Origin of the sequence: Serratia plymuthica NBRC 102599, assembly GCF_001590925.1 — a bacterium.
GTDB lineage: Bacteria > Pseudomonadota > Gammaproteobacteria > Enterobacterales > Enterobacteriaceae > Serratia > Serratia plymuthica.
On sequence record NZ_BCTU01000028.1, the window covers coordinates 46,830 to 67,655 of the forward strand.

Below are 20,826 nucleotides of genomic sequence, written 5' to 3' on the forward strand. Positions count from 1 at the left end.
AGAGGGTATAACAATGAAAAAGAATCTGCTGTCACTCTGCTTGTCACTGGCGCTGAGCCTTGGTGCGCCATTGGCGGCCAATGCCGATACGCCGGCCAATGTTTCTGTTGCCCCGGCCATCAGCGCCGCCACGCTGCAAAGCCTGCCATGGCAACCGCTGGTGCCGCCGGTCAGCCAGGAAGTGAAACTGGATAACGTCAGCCCGCAAATCAATCAGGGCGATATTCAGGGCGCCATTGCCGCCTATACGCTGCCGGCCGATCGCGGTTCGCTGGAAGTCACGCTAAGCAGCATCAGCAAGAATAATTCGATTTACGCGCCAAGCGTGTTGGTGCTGGATGAGCATCTGCGCCCGGCGGCTTATTACCCGAGCAGCTACTTCCCGTATCAGCCGCCGGGGGCGATGTCCTCCGATCGCCTCGAGGGCACGCTGAAGCTGACCCCGGCGCTCGGTCAAAAACAGATTTATATGTTGGTGTACACCACCCGCCAGGATCTGGCCAAAACCACCCAGTTGACCAACCCGGCCAAGGCCTATGCCGCCGGCGTGGGTAACGCGGTGCCGGATATCCCGGACCCGATCGCCAGCCACAGCACCAGTGGGACGCTCAAGCTGAAGGTTACCGCTGAACAGGGTTCCGGCAACGTGATGATCGGTATGCTGCAACCGGCACCGGCCGCTGCGCCGGTGGTGGTGGGGTCAACCGCGCCGGCCACGGTGGCACCTGCCGCAGTACCGGCCAAGCCTTCGGAGCCGATGCTGAACGACACCGAAAGCTACTTCAATAACAGCATCAGGCAGGCGGTGAAGGCGGGCGATATCGATAAAGCGCTGAAACTGATGAATGAGGCTGAAAGACTGGGTTCCACCACAGCGCGTGAAACGTTTATTGGCAGCGTGAAAGGCAAGGGGTAGTACCCGACGCTGCCGATGCTGGCTCGATGATTGGTGCGCCTCGGCGCACCTTTTTTCATGCGCGGGCCAGCGTTTCGCCAATCAGCGCCAGCAGACGGGCGTTATCTACCTGCTCCATCACCCGTATCGGTTTGCCCTGCGGTTCCGGCATGCCGACCGTCAACCGCAGGCCGTCCGGTCGCCAGCGGCGAGAGCTGCCGCGCGTCATGGCACCTTCCAATGCCACATCCACATAATACTCCTCGGTGGTCACCAACTGCGGCTCAAGCAGCCAGGCAATCACCAACGCATCGTGGATCCAGCAACCCGGCAGGTGGCGGGTCTGGCGCGAGTATTCGATCCTGGGAGTGAAGGTAAAGAAAACAGATGGCAGAAAGATGACATTGCGGCGTTTTTACCGCGGCGATTTTGCTGCCCGCCGCGCCACGAATCAGCCTGCCGCTTTTGGATTTCTGCGTTACAATGAATTCCTGTTAACAGTTTGTATGGTCTGGTGCGACCGCAGGGTGCGGCGTCAGGCCTGGAGTAGAACAATGTCTGGCAATAGGGATTCCATCCTGCCGCCGCTTGAGTGGTTATCTGCGCAACACCCCCCGGTACCCGCTGCCGTCAGCGACTGGCTGATGGAGCCAGGATCCATGACCCGCCGTTTTGAACGCCACTGTGGGCGCGTGCACGTTGAACCGCAGCGCGAATGTTTCGTCACCCGCGACCAGTTGGGGGAAGAGGCCGAACACCTGCCGGATAGCCCGCGTTACTGGCTGCGAGAGATAATATTGTTGGGCGATAACCAGCCTTGGCTGCTGGGGCGCACGGTGATCCCGCAAGAGACCTTGACCGGACCGGATCAGGCGCTGGTGGATTTGGGCACGCTCCCGCTGGGGCGCTATCTATTCAGCAGCGGTGAATTGACTCGCGATTACATTCATATGGGGCGGCAGGATGCGTTATGGGCGCGCCGCTCCCGTTTACGGCTGGCGGGCAAGCCCTTATTGCTGACAGAACTGTTTTTACCGGCTTCGCCGTTGTACGCTGCGGGCAGCGCGGAAATCGCATGATGAGGAGAGGAAATACCTTGGAGGGAAGCGTGACTCAAAGCAAATGGCGGGCTTACGGCCATCTGATGCGCCTCGATAAACCGATCGGCAGCCTGCTGCTGCTGTGGCCAACGCTGTGGGCGCTGTGGATTGCGGGGCAGGGTGTGCCGCCACTGTCTATCCTGCTGGTGTTCGTCATTGGGGTGTTCCTGATGCGTGCTGCCGGCTGTGTGGTGAATGACTATGCCGATCGCGCCGTTGACGGCCACGTGAAGCGAACAGCGGGGCGTCCAATGCCGAGCGGCCGGGTGAGCGAGAAAGAGGCCAAGATCCTGTTCGTGGTGTTGGTGCTGGTCTCGTTTGGGCTGGTGTTGACGCTGAACGCCATGACCATCTGGCTGTCGCTGGCGGCGCTGGCGCTGGCGTGGATCTATCCGTTCATGAAGCGGGTCACCAATCTGCCGCAGTTCGTGCTGGGAGCGGCGTTTGGTTGGGGCATCCCCATGGGCTACGCCGCCGTCAGCGAGGCACTGCCGTTGAGCTGCTGGTTGCTGCTGCTGGCCAATATCTGCTGGACGGTGGCTTACGATACGCTGTATGCGATGGTGGACCGTGACGATGACCTGAAGATTGGCGTCAAATCCACCGCTATTCTGTTCGGCCGTTACGACAAGCTGATCGTCGGTCTGCTGCAGTTCGCGACGCTGCTGCTGCTGCTGTGGGTGGGCTATCTGGCCCAACTGAGCGGGGCGTTTTATTGGTCGTTGCTATTGGCGGGTGCCTTGTTTATTCATCAGCAAAAGCAAATCGCTACCCGCGATCGCGACGCCTGCTTCAAGGCGTTCCTGGATAATAACTATGTCGGGCTGGTGTTGTTTATCGGTATCGCATTGAGTTATTGGCGGGGCTAAGGGTATTTCGGCAATAAAAAAGGCACCTGACGGTGCCTTTTCGTTTTTGATTTATCAATCAATTATTCGGCTTTCTCTTCCGTCGCCGCCGTTTCCGGCTGCACGTCGGTTTCCGCCGGCATGCTGACGCTCTCGATAGTCAGCTTGATTTCCGGGGTAATCAAATCGCTCAGCATGCTGTACACCTCCAGGGTGTGCTCACGAACTGCATCGCCGACATCGTTGATGTAGCCTTCTTCACGCAGCGTCGCCACCAGGGTAGAGAACACGGCCTTGTCGAAGAACTCTGGCGCATTGATACCATGCAGTACCGAAAGACGCTGGGCCATGATGCGGCTCTCTTTCTCCAGCGCGCCGCGGTTGATGCTCGGGTTGGCGCTGAGGATAGACATGGTGATGGCATAGCGCTGCAACGTTTCGCGCACGCCGGCTGCCAGCAACTGCAGAGGGCGAATGCGCGCCGGGTTAAGCACCAGATCCTCGCCTTTGTCGCAGATGAGCTGCTGGCGGATCATTTCCTCGATCAGCGGCCGCAGCACTTCCGGCAGTTGTTCCTTGTCGTTGTGCAGGAACAGTTCGGCCTTCAGCATCGGGTAAATCAGGCCGATCTGCCGCAGCAGTTCAGCGCGGGACACCCGGCGGTGATGCATCACTATGGTGGCGATCAACGAAGGCAGCACCAACAGATGGTGGATATTGTTGCGGTAATAGGTCATCAGCACCGCCTGCTCGCGCGGCAGGATGATGATATCGCCGATGTTATCCTTCTCCACCTCGAACTTGTTCATGTTCAGCGCGTGATCCAGCAACTCGTCCGGCGTTTGGGTCGGCACTGTGACGTCGCCGGCGTAAGGCACGTTGCGCATCAGTTGCAGATAACACTCCAACTGCTCAAGCAGCTGTTCGCGGGTCAGCGAGCGCTGGCGTGAGGCCAGCAGCGCCGTAGAACACAGGTTCATGGCATTGGCGGCGGCAGCGTTGTTGATGCGTACCATGATCTTGGCCGCCAGGTCGTTGACCGTTGGCGTCAGCCAGCTTGGACGTTGGGCTTCGATCGGGTCAATCGATTCGCGCCACTGCGGCACGTTCTGGTTCAGGTAGGGGGTCAACGGCAGCGGATCACCGAAGTTGACGTAACCCTGGCCGAGATTACGCAGCTTGCGCAGGCCGCGCAGCATCTGCAACAGGCTCTCTTTTTCCTTGGTCGCTCCGCGCAGCTCTTTGGCGTAAGTACCTACTTCCATCACGTGTTCGTAACCGATGTAGATCGGGACCAGCGTGATAGGACGAGTGCCACCGCGCAACATTGCCTGGATGGTCATCGACAGGGTGCCGGTCTTCGGTTCCAGCAGGCGCCCTGTGCGGGAACGGCCGCCTTCAACGAAGTATTCCACCGAGTAGCCACGGGTAAACAGCTCGCCGAGGTATTCGCGGAACACCGTTGAATACAGCTTGTTGCCTTTGAAGGTGCGGCGGATAAAGAACGCGCCCAGGCGACGGAAGATCGGCCCGGCCGGCCAGAAGTTGAGGTTGATGCCGGCGGCGATGTGCGGCGGCACCAGCCCCTGGTGATACAGTACGTAGGACAGCAGCAGGTAGTCCATATGGCTGCGGTGGCACGGCACATAAACGATCTCGTGGCCGTCCTGCGCCAACTGGCGCACGCGCTCGGCATTGGTGACGTTGATGCCCTGATACAGCCGGTTCCAGGTCCAGCTCAGCACGCGATCGGAAAGGCGCACCGTCTCGTACGAGAAGTCGGCGGCGATCTCTTCCATCAGCGCAATGGCGTTCTGCTGGGCCTTTTCATGGGAAATTTTCTTGCTGCGCGCTTCGTCCTCGACCGCTTTTTCGATCGCTTTGGACGCCAGCAGCTTATTGAACAGATCCTGACGAGCCGGCAGGCTTGGGCCGACGGCGGCCAGACGTTGACGCGAGAAATGCATGCGCGCCACGCGCGCCAGTTTTTGTGCGATAGTTTTGTCCGTGCCGTGTTCGGTCGCCATTCGGCGCAGCGAAACGGTGTTGGAGAAACGCACGAAGCTGTCGCGGCCCAGCCACAGGACGGCGAAGAATTTCTGGACGCCGTTCAGCAAGCGCAGATGCGGCGTGCCGTGGCCTTCGCGGCCTGGGGAACGGCCAAACATCACCGACACCGGCAGCATCTGAATATCGAGATCCGGGTTGCTGCGGTGCAGATCCAGATAGTCGTGAAACAGTTTTACCGACTCTTCTTTCGGTGTGTAGTAGCGGAACACGCGCGGGCCGTCGTGAATAAACACGTGGCTTGGCAGTACGGTGCCGTCTATCTCCAGCGGATTGAGGGGGTCGGGCAAATCCTGCGCCAGGCACTGGGTGCGCAGCGTCAGTAAATCTGCCTTGGAATTATAAGGTAAAACATACAAAATCGGCCGTGAGGGATCCAACCCTAACTCCGTGACCGGATCTGAAGGGATAACCTTACTTCTTACCAACAATTTAAGTGGTAAATTCAATAATTTATAATAAATTTTACGCCAACCTGACATAACAACGTGAAGCCTCTTGTTAGCAATGCGCCGCAAGCATACCAGAAACCGGGTAGCAGATCTGTGGTGTTGGAAAACCGTGAGCCGGGAGAGTTTCCTGACCCAAGCTCTATAATTATGACTTACCTCTGTGAAAGGCACTAAAAAACATGGCAAACCAAGCAACCGGCCTGACCCGTATTATTAAAGCCGCCGGCTACTCATATAAAGGCTTTTCTGCTGCCTGGCAGCACGAAGCCGCATTCCGCCAGGAGCTGGTGGCGACCGTGCTGGCTATCATACTGGCGATCTGGCTGGATGTGGGTGCGATAGCGCGCATTTTACTGATCGGATCGGTGCTGTTGGTCGTGATCGTCGAGATGCTGAACAGCGCGATTGAAGCCATTGTCGATAGGGTGGGTACGGAACACCACGAGCTTTCCGGGCGGGCGAAAGATATGGGGTCGGCGGCGGTAACGCTGACGATCATACTGGCGCTGTTTGTCTGGGGTTCGGTACTGTGGCAGCACTTTGCCTGAGTGGAACGCTCCGTTGCGGCGGGGCGCTAATCCCTGATTTTTATTCATTCTTCGGTTCCCAAGCCGCGCTTACCTGTATATACTCACAGCAAGACTGTATAAACAAACAGGGGGCGGAATGAAAGCATTAACTACCAGACAACAAGAAGTCTATGAACTGATTCGCGATCATATTTCGTCAACTGGCATGCCGCCAACGCGCGCCGAGATCGCCATGCGTCTGGGGTTCCGTTCGCCAAATGCTGCAGAAGAACATCTGAAAGCGCTGGCGCGCAAGGGCGTGATCGAGATCGTCTCCGGCGCTTCACGCGGCATTCGCCTGCTGATGGAAGATGAAGAAGGTTTACCGCTGATTGGCCGCGTGGCCGCCGGTGAACCGCTGCTGGCGCAGCAGCATATCGAAGGGCACTATAAGGTGGATCCTTCTTTGTTCAAACCGAGCGCGGATTTCCTGCTGCGGGTCAACGGCATGTCGATGCGTGATATCGGCATCCTCGACGGCGATCTGCTGGCGGTGCATAAAACCCAGGACGTGCGGAACGGCCAGGTAGTGGTAGCGCGTATTGAAGATGAAGTTACGGTCAAACGCCTGAAAAAACACGGCAATGTGGTTGAACTGCTGCCAGAAAACAGCGAGTTCCAGCCTATCGTGGTCGACCTGCGTCAGCAAAATTTCACCATTGAAGGTCTGGCGGTCGGCGTGATCCGCAACGGCGACTGGATTTAATCGCTGCGCCTGAACGTTGTCCTCTGATTTAAATCGCCCCAGCTCTGGGGCGATGTCATTTCTGATTCATTCAAACCCTACCGCCACGGGAACATTTCACTATGCGCCTGCTTTCTGCCTTCACCAGCGATACTGATAAAGCCCTATGGCGCCTTGCGTTACCCATGATCTTTTCCAATATTACCGTTCCGCTGCTCGGGCTGGTGGATACTGCGGTGATTGGCCACCTGGATAGCCCCGCCTATCTGGGTGGCGTTGCTATTGGTGCCATGGCTACCAGCTTCCTGTTTATGTTGCTGCTGTTCCTTCGCATGAGCACTACCGGGCTGGCGGCACAGGCGCTCGGTGCACAGGATCCTCAGGGGTTGGCGCGCGCTTTTATGCAGCCGTTGTGGCTGGCGGTGTTGGCCGGTGTGGCGATTGTGCTGCTGCGCCACCCGTTGATCGATATGGCGTTGCAGATCGTGGGCGGCGATGGCGCGGTGCTGGAGCAAGCGCGGCTATTCCTCGAAATCCGCTGGCTAAGTGCGCCGGCGGCGTTGGCCAACATGGTGATCCTGGGCTGGCTGCTTGGCGTGCAATACGTGCGTGCACCGGTGATCTTGCTGATTATCGGTAACCTGCTGAATATCGTACTGGATATCTGGTTAGTGATGGGGCTGGGTTGGAACGTGCAAGGGGCGGCGACGGCGACCGTCATCTCTGAATATGCCACCCTGCTGCTGGGGCTATGGCTTGCCTGGCGGGTGATGCGCATACGAGGCATTTCCGCGCCGATGCTGCGCCAGGCCTGGCGCGGTAATCTGCGGCGCCTGCTGGCGCTGAATCGCGACATCATGTTGCGTTCACTGCTGCTGCAAGCGTGTTTTGCCTCACTGACCATTTTCGGTGCCCGGCTTGGCGGCGACGTGGTGGCGGTAAACGCGGTACTGATGAATTTGCTGACCTTCACGGCCTACGCGCTCGACGGCTTTGCCTACGCGGTAGAGGCGCATTCCGGCCATGCCTATGGCGCTCGCGACGACAGCCAACTGCGCAAGGTATGGCGCGCCGCCTGTCGCCAGGCTTGTTTGGTGGCACTGGCTTTTGGGGTGGTGTATGCCGTTGCCGGGCAGCAAATCATCTCGGCATTAACCTCTTTACCCGAGTTGCGTACGCTGGCGAGCCATTATCTGCCGTGGCAGGTGGTGCTGCCGTTGGTCGGTGTGTGGTGTTATCTGCTGGACGGCATGTTTATTGGTGCGACCCGCGGTGCCGAAATGCGCAACAGCATGGCGGTGGCGGCCGTCGGCTTCGGCCTGACGTTGTTTACCGTACCTGTATTAGGCAACCACGGATTATGGCTGGCGCTGGCGGTGTTTCTGTCGCTGAGGGGCATTGCGCTGGGCTGGTTCTGGCACCGTCACCGGCTGCGCGGTACCTGGTTTAGGGTGCAATAAGACAGGGAGCTTTATAGATAATTGAGTAATTTTTCTTATGTTTTTTATTTATATTTGCTTACATGTTCCCAAGAGCCATTCCAGTCGGGTAGCACCTTGTTTGTTAGTGTCTTTTTCTGTTTAATTGTTTTTTATGGCTTTTTATTCTGGTTTTTGTTTGGTTGTCGTTATCTGCGTCTACAATTAATCATGTGGCTGGCGAAATGAATGGGGGAGTGGCAACCCTTTGGTTGGCGGTAATAGACCATAAAAATTGCTTGGTTATACGCCCGGTCAGCACAGTATCAAACTGATTTACGACAGGTTAACGGAGAGACTATGAACAAAGATCAAGCCGACGGTAACTGGAAACAGTTTAAAGGGAAAGTGAAGGAACAATGGGGCAAGCTGACCGATGACGATTTGGCGGTCATTGAAGGGAAACGCGAACAGCTTGTCGGTAAAATCCAGGAACGCTATGGCTACCAGAAAGAGGCGGCCGAGAAAGAAGTGAAATCCTGGGAAGACCACAGCAAGTATCGCTGGTAGCGAGCAGGGCCACAGCATACGGTGGCCGTAATCGACTGTAGCCGGCCGGGTGTTTTGATCCCCTTAACGCCACGGCCACAGGTACAGGGAAGTGCCTGACCAATCCCGCTTAATTTATTTCTTCTTGATGGCAATGCTGTGATCGTGCTCACCGCAATCATGCTTGCTGTCGCAGGCTTCCACTTCAACACAGCCCGAACACAGGCCATGCGCTTCCACCACGCTGTGGCGCAGCACAAAACCCGACTCTTTCGCCAGTTTTTGCAGCGTTTCCTCCACCCCTTCGGTGGTGCGTTCAGTCACCTGAGCACAGCGATCGCAGATAAACAGCGCGGAGGTATGCATCGGTTGTTCGAAATGATGGCACAGCACGTAGCTGTTGGCCGACTCCACACGATGAATAAACCCTTGTTCCAACAAGAAATCCAGCGCGCGATAGACCGTTGGCGGTTTCGCCTGCGGTTCAGCCACGCGCAGCAGATCCAGCAGGTCATAAGCGCTGATGGCACCGGGTTGTTGTGCCATCAGGCGTAACACTTCCAGCCGCTGCGGTGTCAGCCGCACATTGCGTTGCAGGCAGAGTTGTTCAGCCTGCGCCAGCAGTTTTTCCTGGGTGCTTGAGTTCATGGCAAATATCCCGGTACGTAAAAAAACCGATTTTATCATGATTAAGCGCAATCGCCGAGAGTCGCCCCCTTTTCCGCTGAGAAGGAGCAACCTGATGCGGAGATACGGCTGGTGCGATGAAAAATGAGTGACCCTTCACGCGCTATGCCGGCATCTGAGCGGTGGGCAAGCGCCGTGATTTCTTCTCAGGTGGACAGTGAACGCTGCAAGCGCTCCGCCAGCCTGGTCATCTCCGCCGCAGGATTATGGCCAATCAGCATAAAGCTGTGGCTGCCATCGGCCCAATACACCACGTTCATCCCCTGGCGGCGTTCGCTTTGTGTGGACTCCGGCTTGCCCGGTTGCTGAATGATGCACAGCGCCAGCGGGCCAAACTGCGCGTCCAGCCAGGTCAACTGAGCAATGCGGCGATCGTCGTAAGCCAACACGCGGGCATTTTTCAGCTCAGCGCCGTTCAATGCCAGTTTGGGAGCGGGGAGGGCAATGCCGAGCCGTTCGCCGGTGTGCTGCAATTGACTGGCGAGTAACGCAGGGGCGCTATCGAAGCCCGCCAGCGTTTCCGGGGTGTAAAGCGCCATATATTGGGCCACCAGGCCGCGCCAGTTGTCTTCTGGCTGACTCGCTTGCAGCCAGGCGCGATCGCCTGCGACACCCAGCGCCAGAAAACCGACGGCAGCGGCAATCAGGGCACGGCGGCTGACGCCGCGTTGTGGGGCCGGCATGGCAAGTGGCCACCTGTCCTGCAGTTGTTGCACCGGTGCTTCATCCAGCAAAGGGGCGAACGCCTGTTTGAACGGCAGATTGCTGCGTTCCAGCAGCGACAAACGGTCGGCCAATGCCGGTTCGTCGACCAGGCGCTGTTCCAGGCTGCGGCGCTGCTGGGGATCCAGTTGATTGTCCAGATAGGCGACCAGCAGTTCATCCGCAGTATAGTATGAGCTCATGATCGTTCTCCTTTTGACTGCGGGATATGGGGTTGCAGCACACTGTCGTTCGCAAGCTGTAGACGTGCCGCTGCCAGGCGGCTCATGATGGTGCCGATAGGGACGCCCAGCACCTCGGCCGCTTCCCGGTAAGAAAGCTCCTCCACGTACACCAGGAACAGCGCATTGCGCTGTGCTTCCGGCAGGCGATTGACCCGCTGCATCACTTCATTGGCCCATATCGTATCTTCACCGTTTTCCTCGCCGGCCAGATCGTCGGCATCGACAAAACCCTGCCCCTGACGGATATGCCGGGCACGGACTTCGTTCAGCCAAATGGAATGCAGAATCGAAAACAGCCAGCGATCCATGCGCGAGCCCAAAGTAAACTGTGCGGCGCGCTCCAGCGCCCGCACACAGGTGGCTTGTACCAGATCGTCGGCGATATCCCGCCGGTGAGAGAGCACTAAACCATAGCGCCACAGGCGGGAAAGATACTGGCCGATTTCGTTGCGGATTGCGTCGTTGCTGATGCTCGCCTCCGGGCCTGGCTACCTTATGATTCGGGATGGTGATCTATGGCTGCCGCCAGGTCGCGGTACTCTTCGCAACCGGTGCCGCACAGCGACTGGATCACCTTGAGCTGCTCTTTCGCCAGGTCCGGGCGACCTTTCACCATATAGGCTTCACCCAAGTATTCGCGGACTTTTGGGTAGTTGGGATCGAGCGCTACTGATTTTAAATAGTAGCCGATGCCTTCATCCGTGCGTCCGAGCTTGCGGGTGGCGTAACCCCGGTAGTTCAATGCCACGGCGGTGTTGGGGTTTTTCAGAGTGTTCAGCACGTCGAGGGCATCCTGATAGCGGCCGCTTTTCGCCAGCGCATAGGCGTAGTTCGCCCGATCGTTGTCGCCGATCATGCTGCTTTTATCCACCATGCAGGTCTTGGTTTTTGTGTCGTATATCTGGCCTTTCGGGCAGGTTGGCGTGGTTTGGCCGCTGCCGTCACCCCCCATCGCCAGGGCCGCGCCGGAAAACAGCACAGAGCCGGCAATCACGGGCAGCAACAGGCGTTTAACGAAACTGTTCATGGTTTTTTCCTCATTGGAAGGGAGGCGAGTTGCCCCCTTGGTGAGAGAACACCTGAAGGCGCGTTTTTATTCGTTTTTTCTTTTTCTTTTTGGCCTGATGGCACGGCGGTTTTCCCAATGCCGTCGATTGTCGTTATAATAGCCGTTTGCGGCAGCATGCCGTTCGTTGAATCCCAGACAGATCAGGTAGCCAGTAACTCAGCATGACGACAGACAACCACGCCTCAAAATATGCCGCCAATCGTTTCTCCATTGCGCCGATGCTCGACTGGACCGATCGTCATTGCCGATACTTCCACCGCCTGCTGACCAAAGAAACGCTGCTGTACACCGAAATGGTGACCACCGGCGCGATTATTCACGGCAAGGGCGACTATCTGGCCTACAGCGAAGAAGAGCACCCGGTGGCGTTGCAACTGGGCGGCAGCGATCCGGCTGCGCTGGCGCACTGCGCCAAACTGGCCGAACAGCGCGGTTACGACGAGATTAACCTCAACGTCGGTTGCCCGTCCGATCGCGTACAAAACGGCATGTTCGGCGCCTGTCTGATGGGGCAGGCAACGCTGGTTGCCGACTGTATCAAGGCGATGCGCGACGTGGTGTCGATCCCGGTGACGGTCAAGACCCGCATCGGCATCGACGACCAGGACAGCTACGAGTTTCTGTGCGATTTTATCGCCACCGTCGCCGGGCGCGGCGAGTGCGATATGTTTACTATCCATGCGCGCAAGGCCTGGTTGTCCGGCCTCAGCCCGAAAGAAAACCGTGAAGTGCCGCCGCTGGACTATCCGCGCGTGTACCAACTGAAACGGGATTTCCCGCAGTTGACTCTCGCCATCAACGGCGGTGTGAAAACGCTGGAAGAAGCAAAGCAGCATCTGGAGCATCTGGATGGCGTGATGATGGGGCGCGAGGCTTATCAGAATCCGGGCATTTTGGCGCGGGTCGACAGCGAGCTGTTTGGTCGCCAGACCGAGGTCATGGACAGCGTGGCGATTATCGAATCGCTGTATCCGTATATTGAACGTGAGCTGTCGAACGGTACCTATTTGGGGCACATCACCCGCCATATCCTCGGCCTGTTCCAGGGCGTGCCGGGGGCGCGCCAGTGGCGTCGCCATCTGAGCGAGAACGCCCACAAACCGGGCGCCGATGCGCGCGTGGTGGAAGCTGCGCTGGATCTGGTTCGTCTGCCGCGTACCGAAGTGGCGTAATACGCAAAGAATTTGACTAACAGTTAGTCTTTTTCATCAGGCATTCAGCGCTCTGCTGTTTGCCTGTTTTTATATTTCAACTACTTATCTTTTCCGCCGTTCTGGCACGCATCTTGTAATACTCCTGCAGAGACTTTGTTTTGCGAAGGAGCAATCATGTTAGAACTCTTCTTTCTCATTGGCTTTGTAGTGATGCTGATGGTGACCGGAATTTCGCTGCTGGGCGTCTTCGCCGCGTTACTGGTCGCGGCGGCGTTTATGCTGCTGGGCGGCCTGCTGGCGATAGTGATCAAGCTGCTGCCCTGGTTGATTTTGGCGGTGGTGGGCGTTTGGATATACCGTTCGATGCAGAAGCCGCAAATACGTCGTTACTGATTTTTTGTCGAGTAATCAGGCAGTCACGCTGAAATTTGCGTAACGAATGCATCGTGAATGCGGCGACGATCACACCTTGGTGTTTTAAATGCGAATGCGGCACATTAAGCGTGTTTTTTGCGTTTAGGGGCTGGTAGGATATTTGTCGATGCAGCGATGCGACCTATTTCATCACCGCAAGAGACAATAATACCCAATACGAGCGTTGCTGAAGCAACCCCCTGTCTCTGGCGGACTCTGCTCTACCCCTACAAATGCAGTAAATAGAAAGGGCTCCTTACGGAGCCCTTTTCTTTTGCCTGGGGATCAAGGGATCAGCAGGCTTGAACCGCTGGTATTGCGGCTTTCCAGCACCTCATGCGCACGTTGCGCATCGGCCAGCGCAAATTTTTGCTCTTCTTTTACGTCGACCTTGATGGCGCCACTGCCGATCAACGAGAACAGTTCATTGCTGGCGAACTGCAACTCCGCGCGGTTAGTGACGTAACCGTTGAGCGAAGGGCGGGTGACGTACAGCGAACCTTTCTGGTTCAGCAATGCCAGATCGACGCCGGTTACCGGGCCAGAGGCGTTGCCGAAGCTGACCATCAGCCCACGGCGCTTCAGGCTATTGAGTGAGGCCTGCCAGGTGCTTTGGCCCACCGAATCGTACACCACGCCGACTTTTTCGCCCTGCGTCAGTTCAGACACGCGCTGGGCGATATCTTCTTGATGGTAATTGATGGTCGCCCAGGCGCCGGCGCGTTTAGCCAGTTCAGCTTTTTCGTCAGAACCGACGCTGCCGATAAGCTTTGCGCCGAGCGCCTTGGCCCACTGGCAGGCAATCAACCCGACGCCGCCTGCGGCGGCATGGAACAGGAACACTTCGCCCGGCTGCACTTCATGGGTTTGGCGCAGCAGATAATGTACCGTCAGCCCTTTCAAAAACGAGGCGGCACCCTGCTCAAAGCTCAGGTTGTGCGGCAGGATCGCCACTTTCTCTACCGAAACATTGTGAACGTCGCTGTAGGCGCCGAGTGACGATTGGGCGTAAACCACGCGGTCGCCCGGTTTCACCGCGCTGACGCCGGCGCCTACCTTGATCACCACGCCGGCCGCTTCGGTGCCCAACCCGCTTGGCAGGCTGGCGGGTGCATAGAGGCCGCTGCGAATATAGGTATCGATGTAGTTGATGCCGATCGCCTTATTCTCAACCTGTACCTCACCGGCTGCCGGATCGATAGGTGTAAAATCAACGTATTGCAACACTTCCGGGCCGCCGGTGGCGGAGAATTGAATGCGCTTTGCCATTTCATTACCTCGTTGGGGTGTTTGATTTCACCCTACGCGTTTTAGTATCGACGATCCAGTTTAGCCGGGTGCGGATTGATACCTTTTTTGCATCGGTTATGCCGCGGGAATCACAGATAAAAATCACGTATACTCTCGCGTCAGGATTCTCCATTCGCAACCGGATAAAGAATACGCTTCATGGCAGGAAAAAAACCAACCAACAAAACTTACGCGGACGAAGCCAGAGATCGCCCTCGAGATCGCCAGATGGAAGGGCTGAAGATGCCGCCACATTCGCTGGAGGCGGAACAGTCCGTGTTGGGCGGTTTGATGCTGGATAACGAACGCTGGGATAACGTATCGGAACGCGTGGTCTCCAACGATTTCTTCAGCCGCCCGCACCGCCTGATCTTTACCGAGATGCAGCGGCTGTTGGAAATGAGCCGGCCTATCGATCTGATCACCCTGTCCGAATCGCTCGAGCAGCGCGGCGAACTGGATTCGGTGGGCGGTTTCGCCTATCTGGCCGAGCTGTCGAAAAACACCCCAAGTGCCGCCAACATCGGTGCTTATGCCGACATCGTGCGTGAACGAGCGGTCGTGCGCGAAATGATCTCGGTAGCCAACGAGATCGCCGACGCCGGTTATGATCCGCAGGGCCGCAGCAGCGAAGATCTGCTCGACCTGGCCGAATCGCGGGTATTCCAGATCGCGGAAAATCGCGCCAGTAAAGATGAAGGCCCGAAAGGCATCGAGCGTATTCTGGAAGACACCGTTTCGCGTATCGAGCAGCTGTATCAGCAGCCGCACGACGGCGTTACCGGGGTAGACACCGGCTATCAGGATCTCAACAAGAAAACCGCCGGTTTGCAAAAATCGGACCTGATCATCGTCGCCGCCCGTCCTTCGATGGGTAAAACCACTTTCGCCATGAACCTGTGCGAACACGCCGCGATGACGCAGGAAAAGCCGGTGCTGATCTTCAGCCTGGAGATGCCCGGCAACCAGATCATGATGCGTATGCTGGCGTCGCTGTCGCGCGTCGACCAGACGCGCATCCGTACCGGCCAGCTCGACGACGAGGACTGGGCGCGCATTTCCAGCACCATGGGCATCCTGCTGGAGAAGCGCAATATGTACATTGACGACTCCTCTGGCTTGACGCCAACCGAAGTGCGCTCCCGCGCGCGCCGTATTTTCCGCGAACATGACGGCCTCAGCCTGATCATGATCGACTACCTGCAGCTGATGCGTGTGCCGGCCCTGTCCGACAACCGTACGCTGGAAATCGCCGAAATCTCCCGTTCGCTGAAGGCGCTGGCGAAAGAGCTGCAGGTGCCGGTGGTGGCGCTGTCGCAGCTGAACCGAAGCCTGGAGCAGCGCGCCGACAAACGCCCGGTCAACTCAGACCTGCGTGAGTCCGGTTCCATCGAGCAGGATGCCGACCTGATCATGTTCATCTACCGTGATGAGGTTTATCACGAGAACAGCGACATGAAAGGGATTGCCGAAATTATTCTGGGTAAACAGCGTAACGGCCCGATCGGTACCGTGCGCCTTACCTTTAACGGCCAGTGGTCGCGTTTCGATAACTACGCGGGGCCACAATATGATGATGAATAATCAGCTAAGGAACTGAAATGAAAGCGGCAACCGCTGTAATCGACCGCCGCGCTCTGCGACATAATCTGCAACAGGTGCGCCGCCAGGCGCCGCAAAGCCGCCTGATTGCCGTTGTGAAAGCAAACGCTTATGGACATGGCCTGCTGGAAACAGCCCACACTCTGCAAGACGCCGACTGCTACGGCGTGGCGCGCATTGGCGAGGCGCTGATGTTGCGCTCCGGCGGCATCGTGAAACCGATCCTGCTGCTGGAAGGCTTTTTCTGCGCTGAAGATCTGCCGGTGCTGGTGGCGAATAACATCGAAACCGCAGTGCACAGCATCGAACAGCTTGAAGCGCTGGAGCAGGCCGAGCTGGCGCGCCCGGTGCCGGTATGGATGAAGCTCGATACCGGCATGCACCGCCTGGGCGTGCGTCCGGAACAGGCTGAGGCGTTTTATCAGCGTCTGAGCGCCTGCCGTAACGTGGCGCAGCCGGTCAATATCATGAGCCACTTCAGCCGCGCCGATGAACCGGACTCTGACGCTACGCTCAAGCAAATGCAGTGTTTCGAAAGTTTTGTCCGTGGCAAGCCGGGCCAGCGCTCTATCGCCGCTTCGGGCGGCACCTTGCTGTGGCCGGATGCGCACAATGACTGGGTGCGGCCGGGCATTATCCTGTACGGCGTTTCTCCGATGGAGGATGCCTGCGGCAGCCAGTTTGATCTGCAGCCGGCGATGACGCTGAAGTCCAACCTGATTGCGGTGCGCGACCACAAGGCCGGCGAGTCGGTGGGTTACGGCGGCACCTGGGTGAGCGAAGGCGACACCCGGCTGGGCGTGGTGGCGATGGGTTACGGTGATGGTTACCCGCGCAGTGCGCCCTCCGGTACCCCGGTATGGCTTAATGGCCGCGAAGTGCCGGTGGTCGGCCGGGTATCTATGGACATGATTTCGGTCGATCTCGGGCCAAACGCTACCGATAAGGTCGGTGATGAAGTGGTGCTATGGGGCAAGGCGTTGCCGGTTGAGCGCATTGCTGCCTGTACCGGCATCAGCGCCTATGAGCTGATTACCAAGCTGACGCAGCGCGTGGCGATGGAATATATCGGCGAATAACCTGTCGTGGGCCGGCAAGGTGCCGGCCCTAATCTTCAACGCGTTACTTCTTTACCGCCAGCCACTGATCGATAATGCTCTGATACTCGCCGGTCGCTTTGGCCAGGTGCAGCCACTGATCCACATACAGCTTCCAGCTCAGATCATCACGCGGCAACATATAGGCCTTCTCGCCGTATTGCAGCGGTTTGTCCGGATTGACCGCGCACAGTTTCGGATAGTGTTTTTGCTGATACAGCGCCTCGGAAGCGTCGGTAATCATCACATCGGCTTTCTTGTCCACTAACTGCTGAAAAATACCCACGTTATCATGGGTCAACGTCAGCTTGGCGTCGGGCAGGTAAGCATGTACGAACGCTTCGTTGGTGCCGCCAGCCGGTTCCAGCAGGCGCACGGACGCCTTGTTGATCTGCTCGACCGTCCGGTATTTCTTCACGTCGGTGCAGCGCACCAGCGGGATTTTGCCGTCGGTATCCAGCTTATCGGCGAAGAACACCTGTTTTTGCCGCTGTAGCGTGACGGAAATGCCGCCCATGGCGATGTCGCATTTGCCGGCGACAAAGTCCGGCGTCAGGGTTTTCCAACTGGTTTTCACCCACTTCACTTTGGCGCCCAGGCTCTTGGCCAACGATTCCGCCATGGCGATATCAATGCCTTCGTAGCTGCCGTCTTCCTTCAAAAAGGTGTAGGGCTTGTAATCGCCGGTGGTGCACACTTCCAGCGTGCCCTGTTGTGTCACCTTATCCAGATGGGATTGGGCGCTGGCGCTCCCTGCGGCGACCAGCAGTGCGAGAGGTAATAGCTTTTTCATCTGTTTCCCTTGCTTATACGTTATTGGATTCAGCAATGGCGCCCGGTGCGGCGGCGTTCTTTTTCTTCAGCAGATAGCTTGCCGCCAGCACCAATAGCCAAACCGGAATCAACCATACCGAAATCCGGATGCCTGGCGTCATAAACATAATGACCAAAATCCCGGCTAAAAACAGCAGACAAATCAGATTGGTGAACGGGTAACCCCAACTTTGGAAACGCGTTTGCTGCCCGGCCAGCCGCTTGGCGCGCCGAAACTTCAGGTGAGTAATGCAGATCATTGCCCAGTTGATCACCAATGCGGACACCACCAACGCCATCAGCAATTCAAACGCCTTGCCCGGCATCAGGTAATTGAGCAGCACGCACAGTGCGGTCACCAGCGCCGACACGCTCAGCGCCGCCAGCGGAATGCCGCGCCGGTTGGTCTTCAGCAGTGCGCGCGGTGCGTTGCCTTGTTTCGCCAGCCCAAACAGCATGCGGCTGTTGCAATACACGCAGCTGTTGTACACCGACAGGGCGGCGGACAGCACCACCATGTTCAGTAGCGTCGCCACCAGATTGCTGTCCAGCGCATGGAAGATCAGGACGAACGGGCTGCCGCCTTCCACCACCTTCTGCCACGGATACAGTGACAGCAGCACCGCCAGCGCGCCGACATAAAACAGCAGAATACGGTAAATCACCTGATTGGTGGCTTGTGGGATGCTTTTCTCCGGGTTATCCGCTTCGGCGGCGGTAATGCCGACCAGCTCCAGACCGCCGAACGAGAACATGATCACCGCCATTGCCATCACCAGACCGCTGATGCCGTTAGGGAAGAAACCGCCGTATTGCCACAGGTTGGCCACGCTGGCGTCCGGCCCGCCGTGCCCGCTGGCCAACAGCCAGGCGCCAAATGCGATCATGCTGATGATCGCCGCCACTTTGATGATGGAAAACCAGAACTCCATCTCGCCGTACACTTTGACGCTGGTAAGGTTGATGGCGTTGATCGCCACAAAGAATACCGCTGCGGAGACCCAGGTCGGAATTTCCGGCCACCAGTACTGTACGTAAATGCCCACGGCGGTCAGTTCCGCCATGCTCACCAATACGTACAGCACCCAATAGTTCCAGCCGGACATAAAGCCGGCAAAGCCGCTCCAGTATTTATTGGCAAAATGGCTGAAGGAACCGGCCACCGGCTCTTCTACCACCATTTCACCCAGTTGGCGCATGATAAAGAAGGCGATAACCCCGGCGATGGCGTAACCGAGCAGCACCGAGGGGCCAGCCATTTTTATGGTCTGGGCAATGCCGAGAAATAGACCGGTGCCGATGGCGCCGCCGAGAGCGATCAGCTGGATATGACGGTTTTTTAACCCTCTTTTCAACTGGTTTTCTGACTGATGATTGTCCATCTGTGTTCCCCAAAAAGGTAAATGCGTGTCGCTGGGGATTTAGCAACTATCGGGCCAGTGAGTATGGGGGATGGGGACATATCGCTAATAACCTGCTGAAAACGTTATTTAATTATTTTTTCACTTTAACTCACGAACCGTGCATTAAACTGTGTTTATTGCAGAATTTATGGCGTTTTAACCTTATTTATCGCACGCAATGCCCGTATTGGGTGCCTGTGATGACCGGAAATGGGCCAGGGTGGTGCAATGAAATTGTGAGGCGTCGCCGGGGAATTAAAACGGGGGGATTACAGGGGCAAAAAAACTGATAGTCTGTAACGTCAACATTTCTTAACGGGTTTACAGGTGGCTATGTACAACATTGACGATTTTGATATGAAAATCCTGACGCTGTTACAGGCCAATGGCCGTCTGACCAATCAGGAATTGAGCGAGCTGGTGGGGTTGTCCGCTTCCCAGTGCTCACGGCGGCGCATCAGCCTGGAACAGGCTCAGTTGATCCGCGGCTACCATGCGCGGCTGGCGCCGGAGGCCGTTGGGTTGGGGATGGTGGGGTTAATCGAAGTGAGCCTGACCAACCATGCCCAAGAGCATGTGGACAGCTTTCATCGCATGCTGGAAGAGGTTGACGCTATTCTCGATGCCTATAAAACCACCGGCGACGCTGACTATCTGTTAAAGGTGGCCGTGGCCGATCTGGCAGCGCTGAGCGACTTTATCAGCAAGACTCTGTCGATGCACAAGAGCGTAGCGCACGTGAAAACCGCGGTGGTACTGAATCGGCTGAAAGAAAACGGGCTGCTGCCGGTAGCGCGCTGATCGGACATTGCCGCCTCCATTTAATGAACCATTTAGGGGCGACCTGCACCATTAATGGGCATTTAATGCGGTAAGTGGTCGATAAATTTGCATTTGATGCGTGATATTTGCGGTTATTTTGTTTTCTATGCGCATTTTGTGCATTTTTTATTTTAAATAAAAACAGCGGCTTATTGTGCGTAAATGCCGAACATCCTGCGAAATCGCATGATGACGGCTGTTTTACTTATCTTATGGTGTGGCTTTTGCATTATTCAGCGTACAAACCCGGTTCACCGGGCGGTGATGGCAACCTACTTTGAGTAATAACACCATGGATAACTGCATCAGCCCTGAAGACAATATTTCCCATACTCTGCTGGAAGACGTGCTGGCGATCCTGATCGGCACGCTGATGGTGTCGTTCGGCGTGATCTTGCTGCGGCAGGCCGGCGCACTGACCGGTGGCACCGCCGGATTGGCTTTTTTAATCAATTACCTGACACCGCTGTCGTTCGGCGTAGCGTTCTTTTTGCTTAACCTGCCGTTCTATTATCTGGCGATCCGCCGTATGGGGTGGGCGTTCACCGTCAAAACCTTCTGCTCGGTGGCGCTGGTGTCGATATTTTCCGATTTGCACCCCTATTTCATCCATTTTGACCGCCTGCAGCCTTTTTATGCAACGGTGTTCGGTAGCATGATCATGGGGTTAGGGTTTATTGTGTTATTTCGCCATAAGGCCAGCCTGGGCGGCGTCAATATTCTCGCGCTGTATCTGCAGGATAAATACGGTTTGCGCGCCGGCAAATTGCAAATGGCGGTCGATATTTCTATCGTGTTAGCCTCACTGTTTGTGGTGAATATTTCCCTGCTAATTGCGTCTATATTAGGTGCAATGGTGCTGAATCTGATTATCGCGATGAACCATCGCCCTGGTCGTTACAGCGTTTGAATCTGTACCCTCTGAATAACCCAATCTAGGAGAAC

At 56.8% G+C, this 20,826-nt stretch carries 21 protein-coding genes and 1 pseudogene; 13 read left to right on the forward strand and 9 right to left on the reverse strand.

Annotated features, from left to right (window positions below; all coding sequences use genetic code 11):
* Nucleotides 1–13 precede the first annotated feature (13 nt).
* A complete protein-coding gene (gene malM / locus SPL01S_RS19165; RefSeq protein ID WP_062791587.1) occupies nucleotides 14–916 on the forward strand; it encodes a maltose operon protein MalM in 903 nt (300 codons plus the stop codon).
* Between the two features lie 55 nt (nucleotides 917–971).
* Here malM and SPL01S_RS24820 read toward each other — a convergent pair.
* Nucleotides 972–1,271: pseudogene (locus SPL01S_RS24820) on the reverse strand (nucleoside hydrolase); the annotation flags it as partial.
* A gap of 178 nt (nucleotides 1,272–1,449) precedes the next feature.
* Here SPL01S_RS24820 and ubiC point away from each other — a divergent pair.
* Together ubiC and ubiA are read left to right on the forward strand one after the other, a co-directional pair.
* Complete coding sequence (gene ubiC / locus SPL01S_RS19175) at nucleotides 1,450–1,974, forward strand: chorismate lyase (RefSeq protein WP_006328360.1); 525 nt, start codon at nucleotides 1,450–1,452, stop codon at nucleotides 1,972–1,974.
* Nucleotides 1,971–2,864, forward strand: coding sequence for a 4-hydroxybenzoate octaprenyltransferase (gene ubiA, locus SPL01S_RS19180; protein WP_041416446.1), 894 nt, complete (start codon nucleotides 1,971–1,973; stop codon nucleotides 2,862–2,864). The genes ubiC and ubiA overlap by 4 nt, the downstream gene beginning before the upstream one ends.
* A 62-nt stretch (nucleotides 2,865–2,926) precedes the next feature.
* Here the strand turns inward: ubiA and plsB are convergent, their stop codons facing one another.
* Nucleotides 2,927–5,392, reverse strand: coding sequence for a glycerol-3-phosphate 1-O-acyltransferase PlsB (gene plsB / locus SPL01S_RS19185; protein WP_063202284.1), 2,466 nt, complete (start codon nucleotides 5,390–5,392; stop codon nucleotides 2,927–2,929).
* 149 nt (nucleotides 5,393–5,541) lie between these two features.
* Here plsB and SPL01S_RS19190 point away from each other — a divergent pair, with 149 nt between their 5' ends.
* The 4 genes from SPL01S_RS19190 (at nucleotide 5,542) to SPL01S_RS19205 (ending at nucleotide 8,604) form a co-directional block, all read left to right on the forward strand.
* Entirely contained in the window at nucleotides 5,542–5,910 is a 369-nt protein-coding gene (locus SPL01S_RS19190) for a diacylglycerol kinase (RefSeq protein WP_004948796.1), read from the forward strand.
* 118 nt (nucleotides 5,911–6,028) lie between these two features.
* Nucleotides 6,029–6,637, forward strand: a complete 609-nt coding sequence (gene lexA, locus SPL01S_RS19195; RefSeq protein ID WP_063202286.1) for a transcriptional repressor LexA — start codon at nucleotides 6,029–6,031, stop codon at nucleotides 6,635–6,637.
* 101 nt (nucleotides 6,638–6,738) lie between these two features.
* Nucleotides 6,739–8,076 carry an MATE family efflux transporter DinF gene (gene dinF, locus SPL01S_RS19200; protein ID WP_063202289.1) on the forward strand — a complete coding sequence of 446 codons (1,338 nt, stop codon included), beginning with the start codon at nucleotides 6,739–6,741 and terminating at the stop codon, nucleotides 8,074–8,076.
* 318 nt (nucleotides 8,077–8,394) lie between these two features.
* Nucleotides 8,395–8,604: a CsbD family protein gene (locus SPL01S_RS19205; protein ID WP_004948789.1), complete on the forward strand. Its 210-nt coding sequence runs from the start codon at nucleotides 8,395–8,397 to the stop codon at nucleotides 8,602–8,604.
* A 114-nt stretch (nucleotides 8,605–8,718) separates the two neighbouring features.
* Here SPL01S_RS19205 and zur read toward each other — a convergent pair whose 3' ends face one another.
* From zur to SPL01S_RS19225, 4 genes are all read right to left on the reverse strand, one after another.
* On the reverse strand, nucleotides 8,719–9,231 hold the full coding sequence (gene zur / locus SPL01S_RS19210) for a zinc uptake transcriptional repressor Zur (RefSeq protein ID WP_004948787.1): 513 nt from the start codon (nucleotides 9,229–9,231) through the stop codon (nucleotides 8,719–8,721).
* A gap of 185 nt (nucleotides 9,232–9,416) precedes the next feature.
* Nucleotides 9,417–10,175, reverse strand: coding sequence for an anti-sigma factor family protein (locus tag SPL01S_RS19215; protein WP_063202291.1), 759 nt, complete (start codon nucleotides 10,173–10,175; stop codon nucleotides 9,417–9,419).
* The gene (locus tag SPL01S_RS19220; RefSeq protein WP_073972080.1) at nucleotides 10,172–10,660 is read right to left on the reverse strand and encodes an RNA polymerase sigma factor; all 489 of its coding nucleotides are present in this window, start codon (nucleotides 10,658–10,660) and stop codon (nucleotides 10,172–10,174) included. The genes SPL01S_RS19215 and SPL01S_RS19220 overlap by 4 nt, the downstream gene beginning before the upstream one ends.
* A 50-nt stretch (nucleotides 10,661–10,710) precedes the next feature.
* Nucleotides 10,711–11,244, reverse strand: a complete 534-nt coding sequence (locus SPL01S_RS19225) for a tetratricopeptide repeat protein (protein ID WP_004948775.1) — start codon at nucleotides 11,242–11,244, stop codon at nucleotides 10,711–10,713.
* A gap of 203 nt (nucleotides 11,245–11,447) precedes the next feature.
* Here SPL01S_RS19225 and dusA point away from each other — a divergent pair, with 203 nt between their 5' ends.
* Nucleotides 11,448–12,458, forward strand: coding sequence for a tRNA dihydrouridine(20/20a) synthase DusA (dusA, locus tag SPL01S_RS19230; RefSeq protein WP_004948772.1), 1,011 nt, complete (start codon nucleotides 11,448–11,450; stop codon nucleotides 12,456–12,458).
* A 156-nt stretch (nucleotides 12,459–12,614) separates the two neighbouring features.
* Nucleotides 12,615–12,833 (forward strand): envelope stress response protein PspG, encoded by a 219-nt coding sequence (pspG, locus tag SPL01S_RS19235; protein WP_004948769.1) that lies wholly within the window; start codon nucleotides 12,615–12,617, stop codon nucleotides 12,831–12,833.
* Nucleotides 12,834–13,139: 306 nt separating this feature from the next.
* Here pspG and SPL01S_RS19240 read toward each other — a convergent pair whose 3' ends face one another.
* Nucleotides 13,140–14,123 (reverse strand): quinone oxidoreductase, encoded by a 984-nt coding sequence (locus SPL01S_RS19240; RefSeq protein ID WP_004948766.1) that lies wholly within the window; start codon nucleotides 14,121–14,123, stop codon nucleotides 13,140–13,142.
* Between the two features lie 180 nt (nucleotides 14,124–14,303).
* On the opposite strand from SPL01S_RS19240, the gene dnaB reads away from it, so the two are divergent.
* Both dnaB and alr read left to right on the forward strand, forming a co-directional pair.
* On the forward strand, nucleotides 14,304–15,728 hold the full coding sequence (gene dnaB, locus SPL01S_RS19245) for a replicative DNA helicase (protein WP_004948763.1): 1,425 nt from the start codon (nucleotides 14,304–14,306) through the stop codon (nucleotides 15,726–15,728).
* A gap of 17 nt (nucleotides 15,729–15,745) precedes the next feature.
* Nucleotides 15,746–16,825 carry an alanine racemase gene (alr, locus tag SPL01S_RS19250; protein ID WP_062868871.1) on the forward strand — a complete coding sequence of 360 codons (1,080 nt, stop codon included), beginning with the start codon at nucleotides 15,746–15,748 and terminating at the stop codon, nucleotides 16,823–16,825.
* Nucleotides 16,826–16,868: 43 nt separating this feature from the next.
* Here the strand turns inward: alr and SPL01S_RS19255 are convergent, their stop codons facing one another.
* On the reverse strand, nucleotides 16,869–17,636 hold the full coding sequence (locus SPL01S_RS19255) for a transporter substrate-binding domain-containing protein (protein ID WP_006328341.1): 768 nt from the start codon (nucleotides 17,634–17,636) through the stop codon (nucleotides 16,869–16,871).
* Between the two features lie 13 nt (nucleotides 17,637–17,649).
* Nucleotides 17,650–19,038, reverse strand: coding sequence for an amino acid permease (locus tag SPL01S_RS19260; protein ID WP_062791596.1), 1,389 nt, complete (start codon nucleotides 19,036–19,038; stop codon nucleotides 17,650–17,652).
* A 354-nt stretch (nucleotides 19,039–19,392) separates the two neighbouring features.
* Here SPL01S_RS19260 and SPL01S_RS19265 point away from each other — a divergent pair, with 354 nt between their 5' ends.
* Nucleotides 19,393–19,860 (forward strand): Lrp/AsnC family transcriptional regulator, encoded by a 468-nt coding sequence (locus SPL01S_RS19265; protein WP_004948752.1) that lies wholly within the window; start codon nucleotides 19,393–19,395, stop codon nucleotides 19,858–19,860.
* A 313-nt stretch (nucleotides 19,861–20,173) separates the two neighbouring features.
* Nucleotides 20,174–20,791, forward strand: a complete 618-nt coding sequence (locus SPL01S_RS19270; RefSeq protein WP_006317804.1) for a YitT family protein — start codon at nucleotides 20,174–20,176, stop codon at nucleotides 20,789–20,791.
* Nucleotides 20,792–20,826 lie beyond the last annotated feature (35 nt).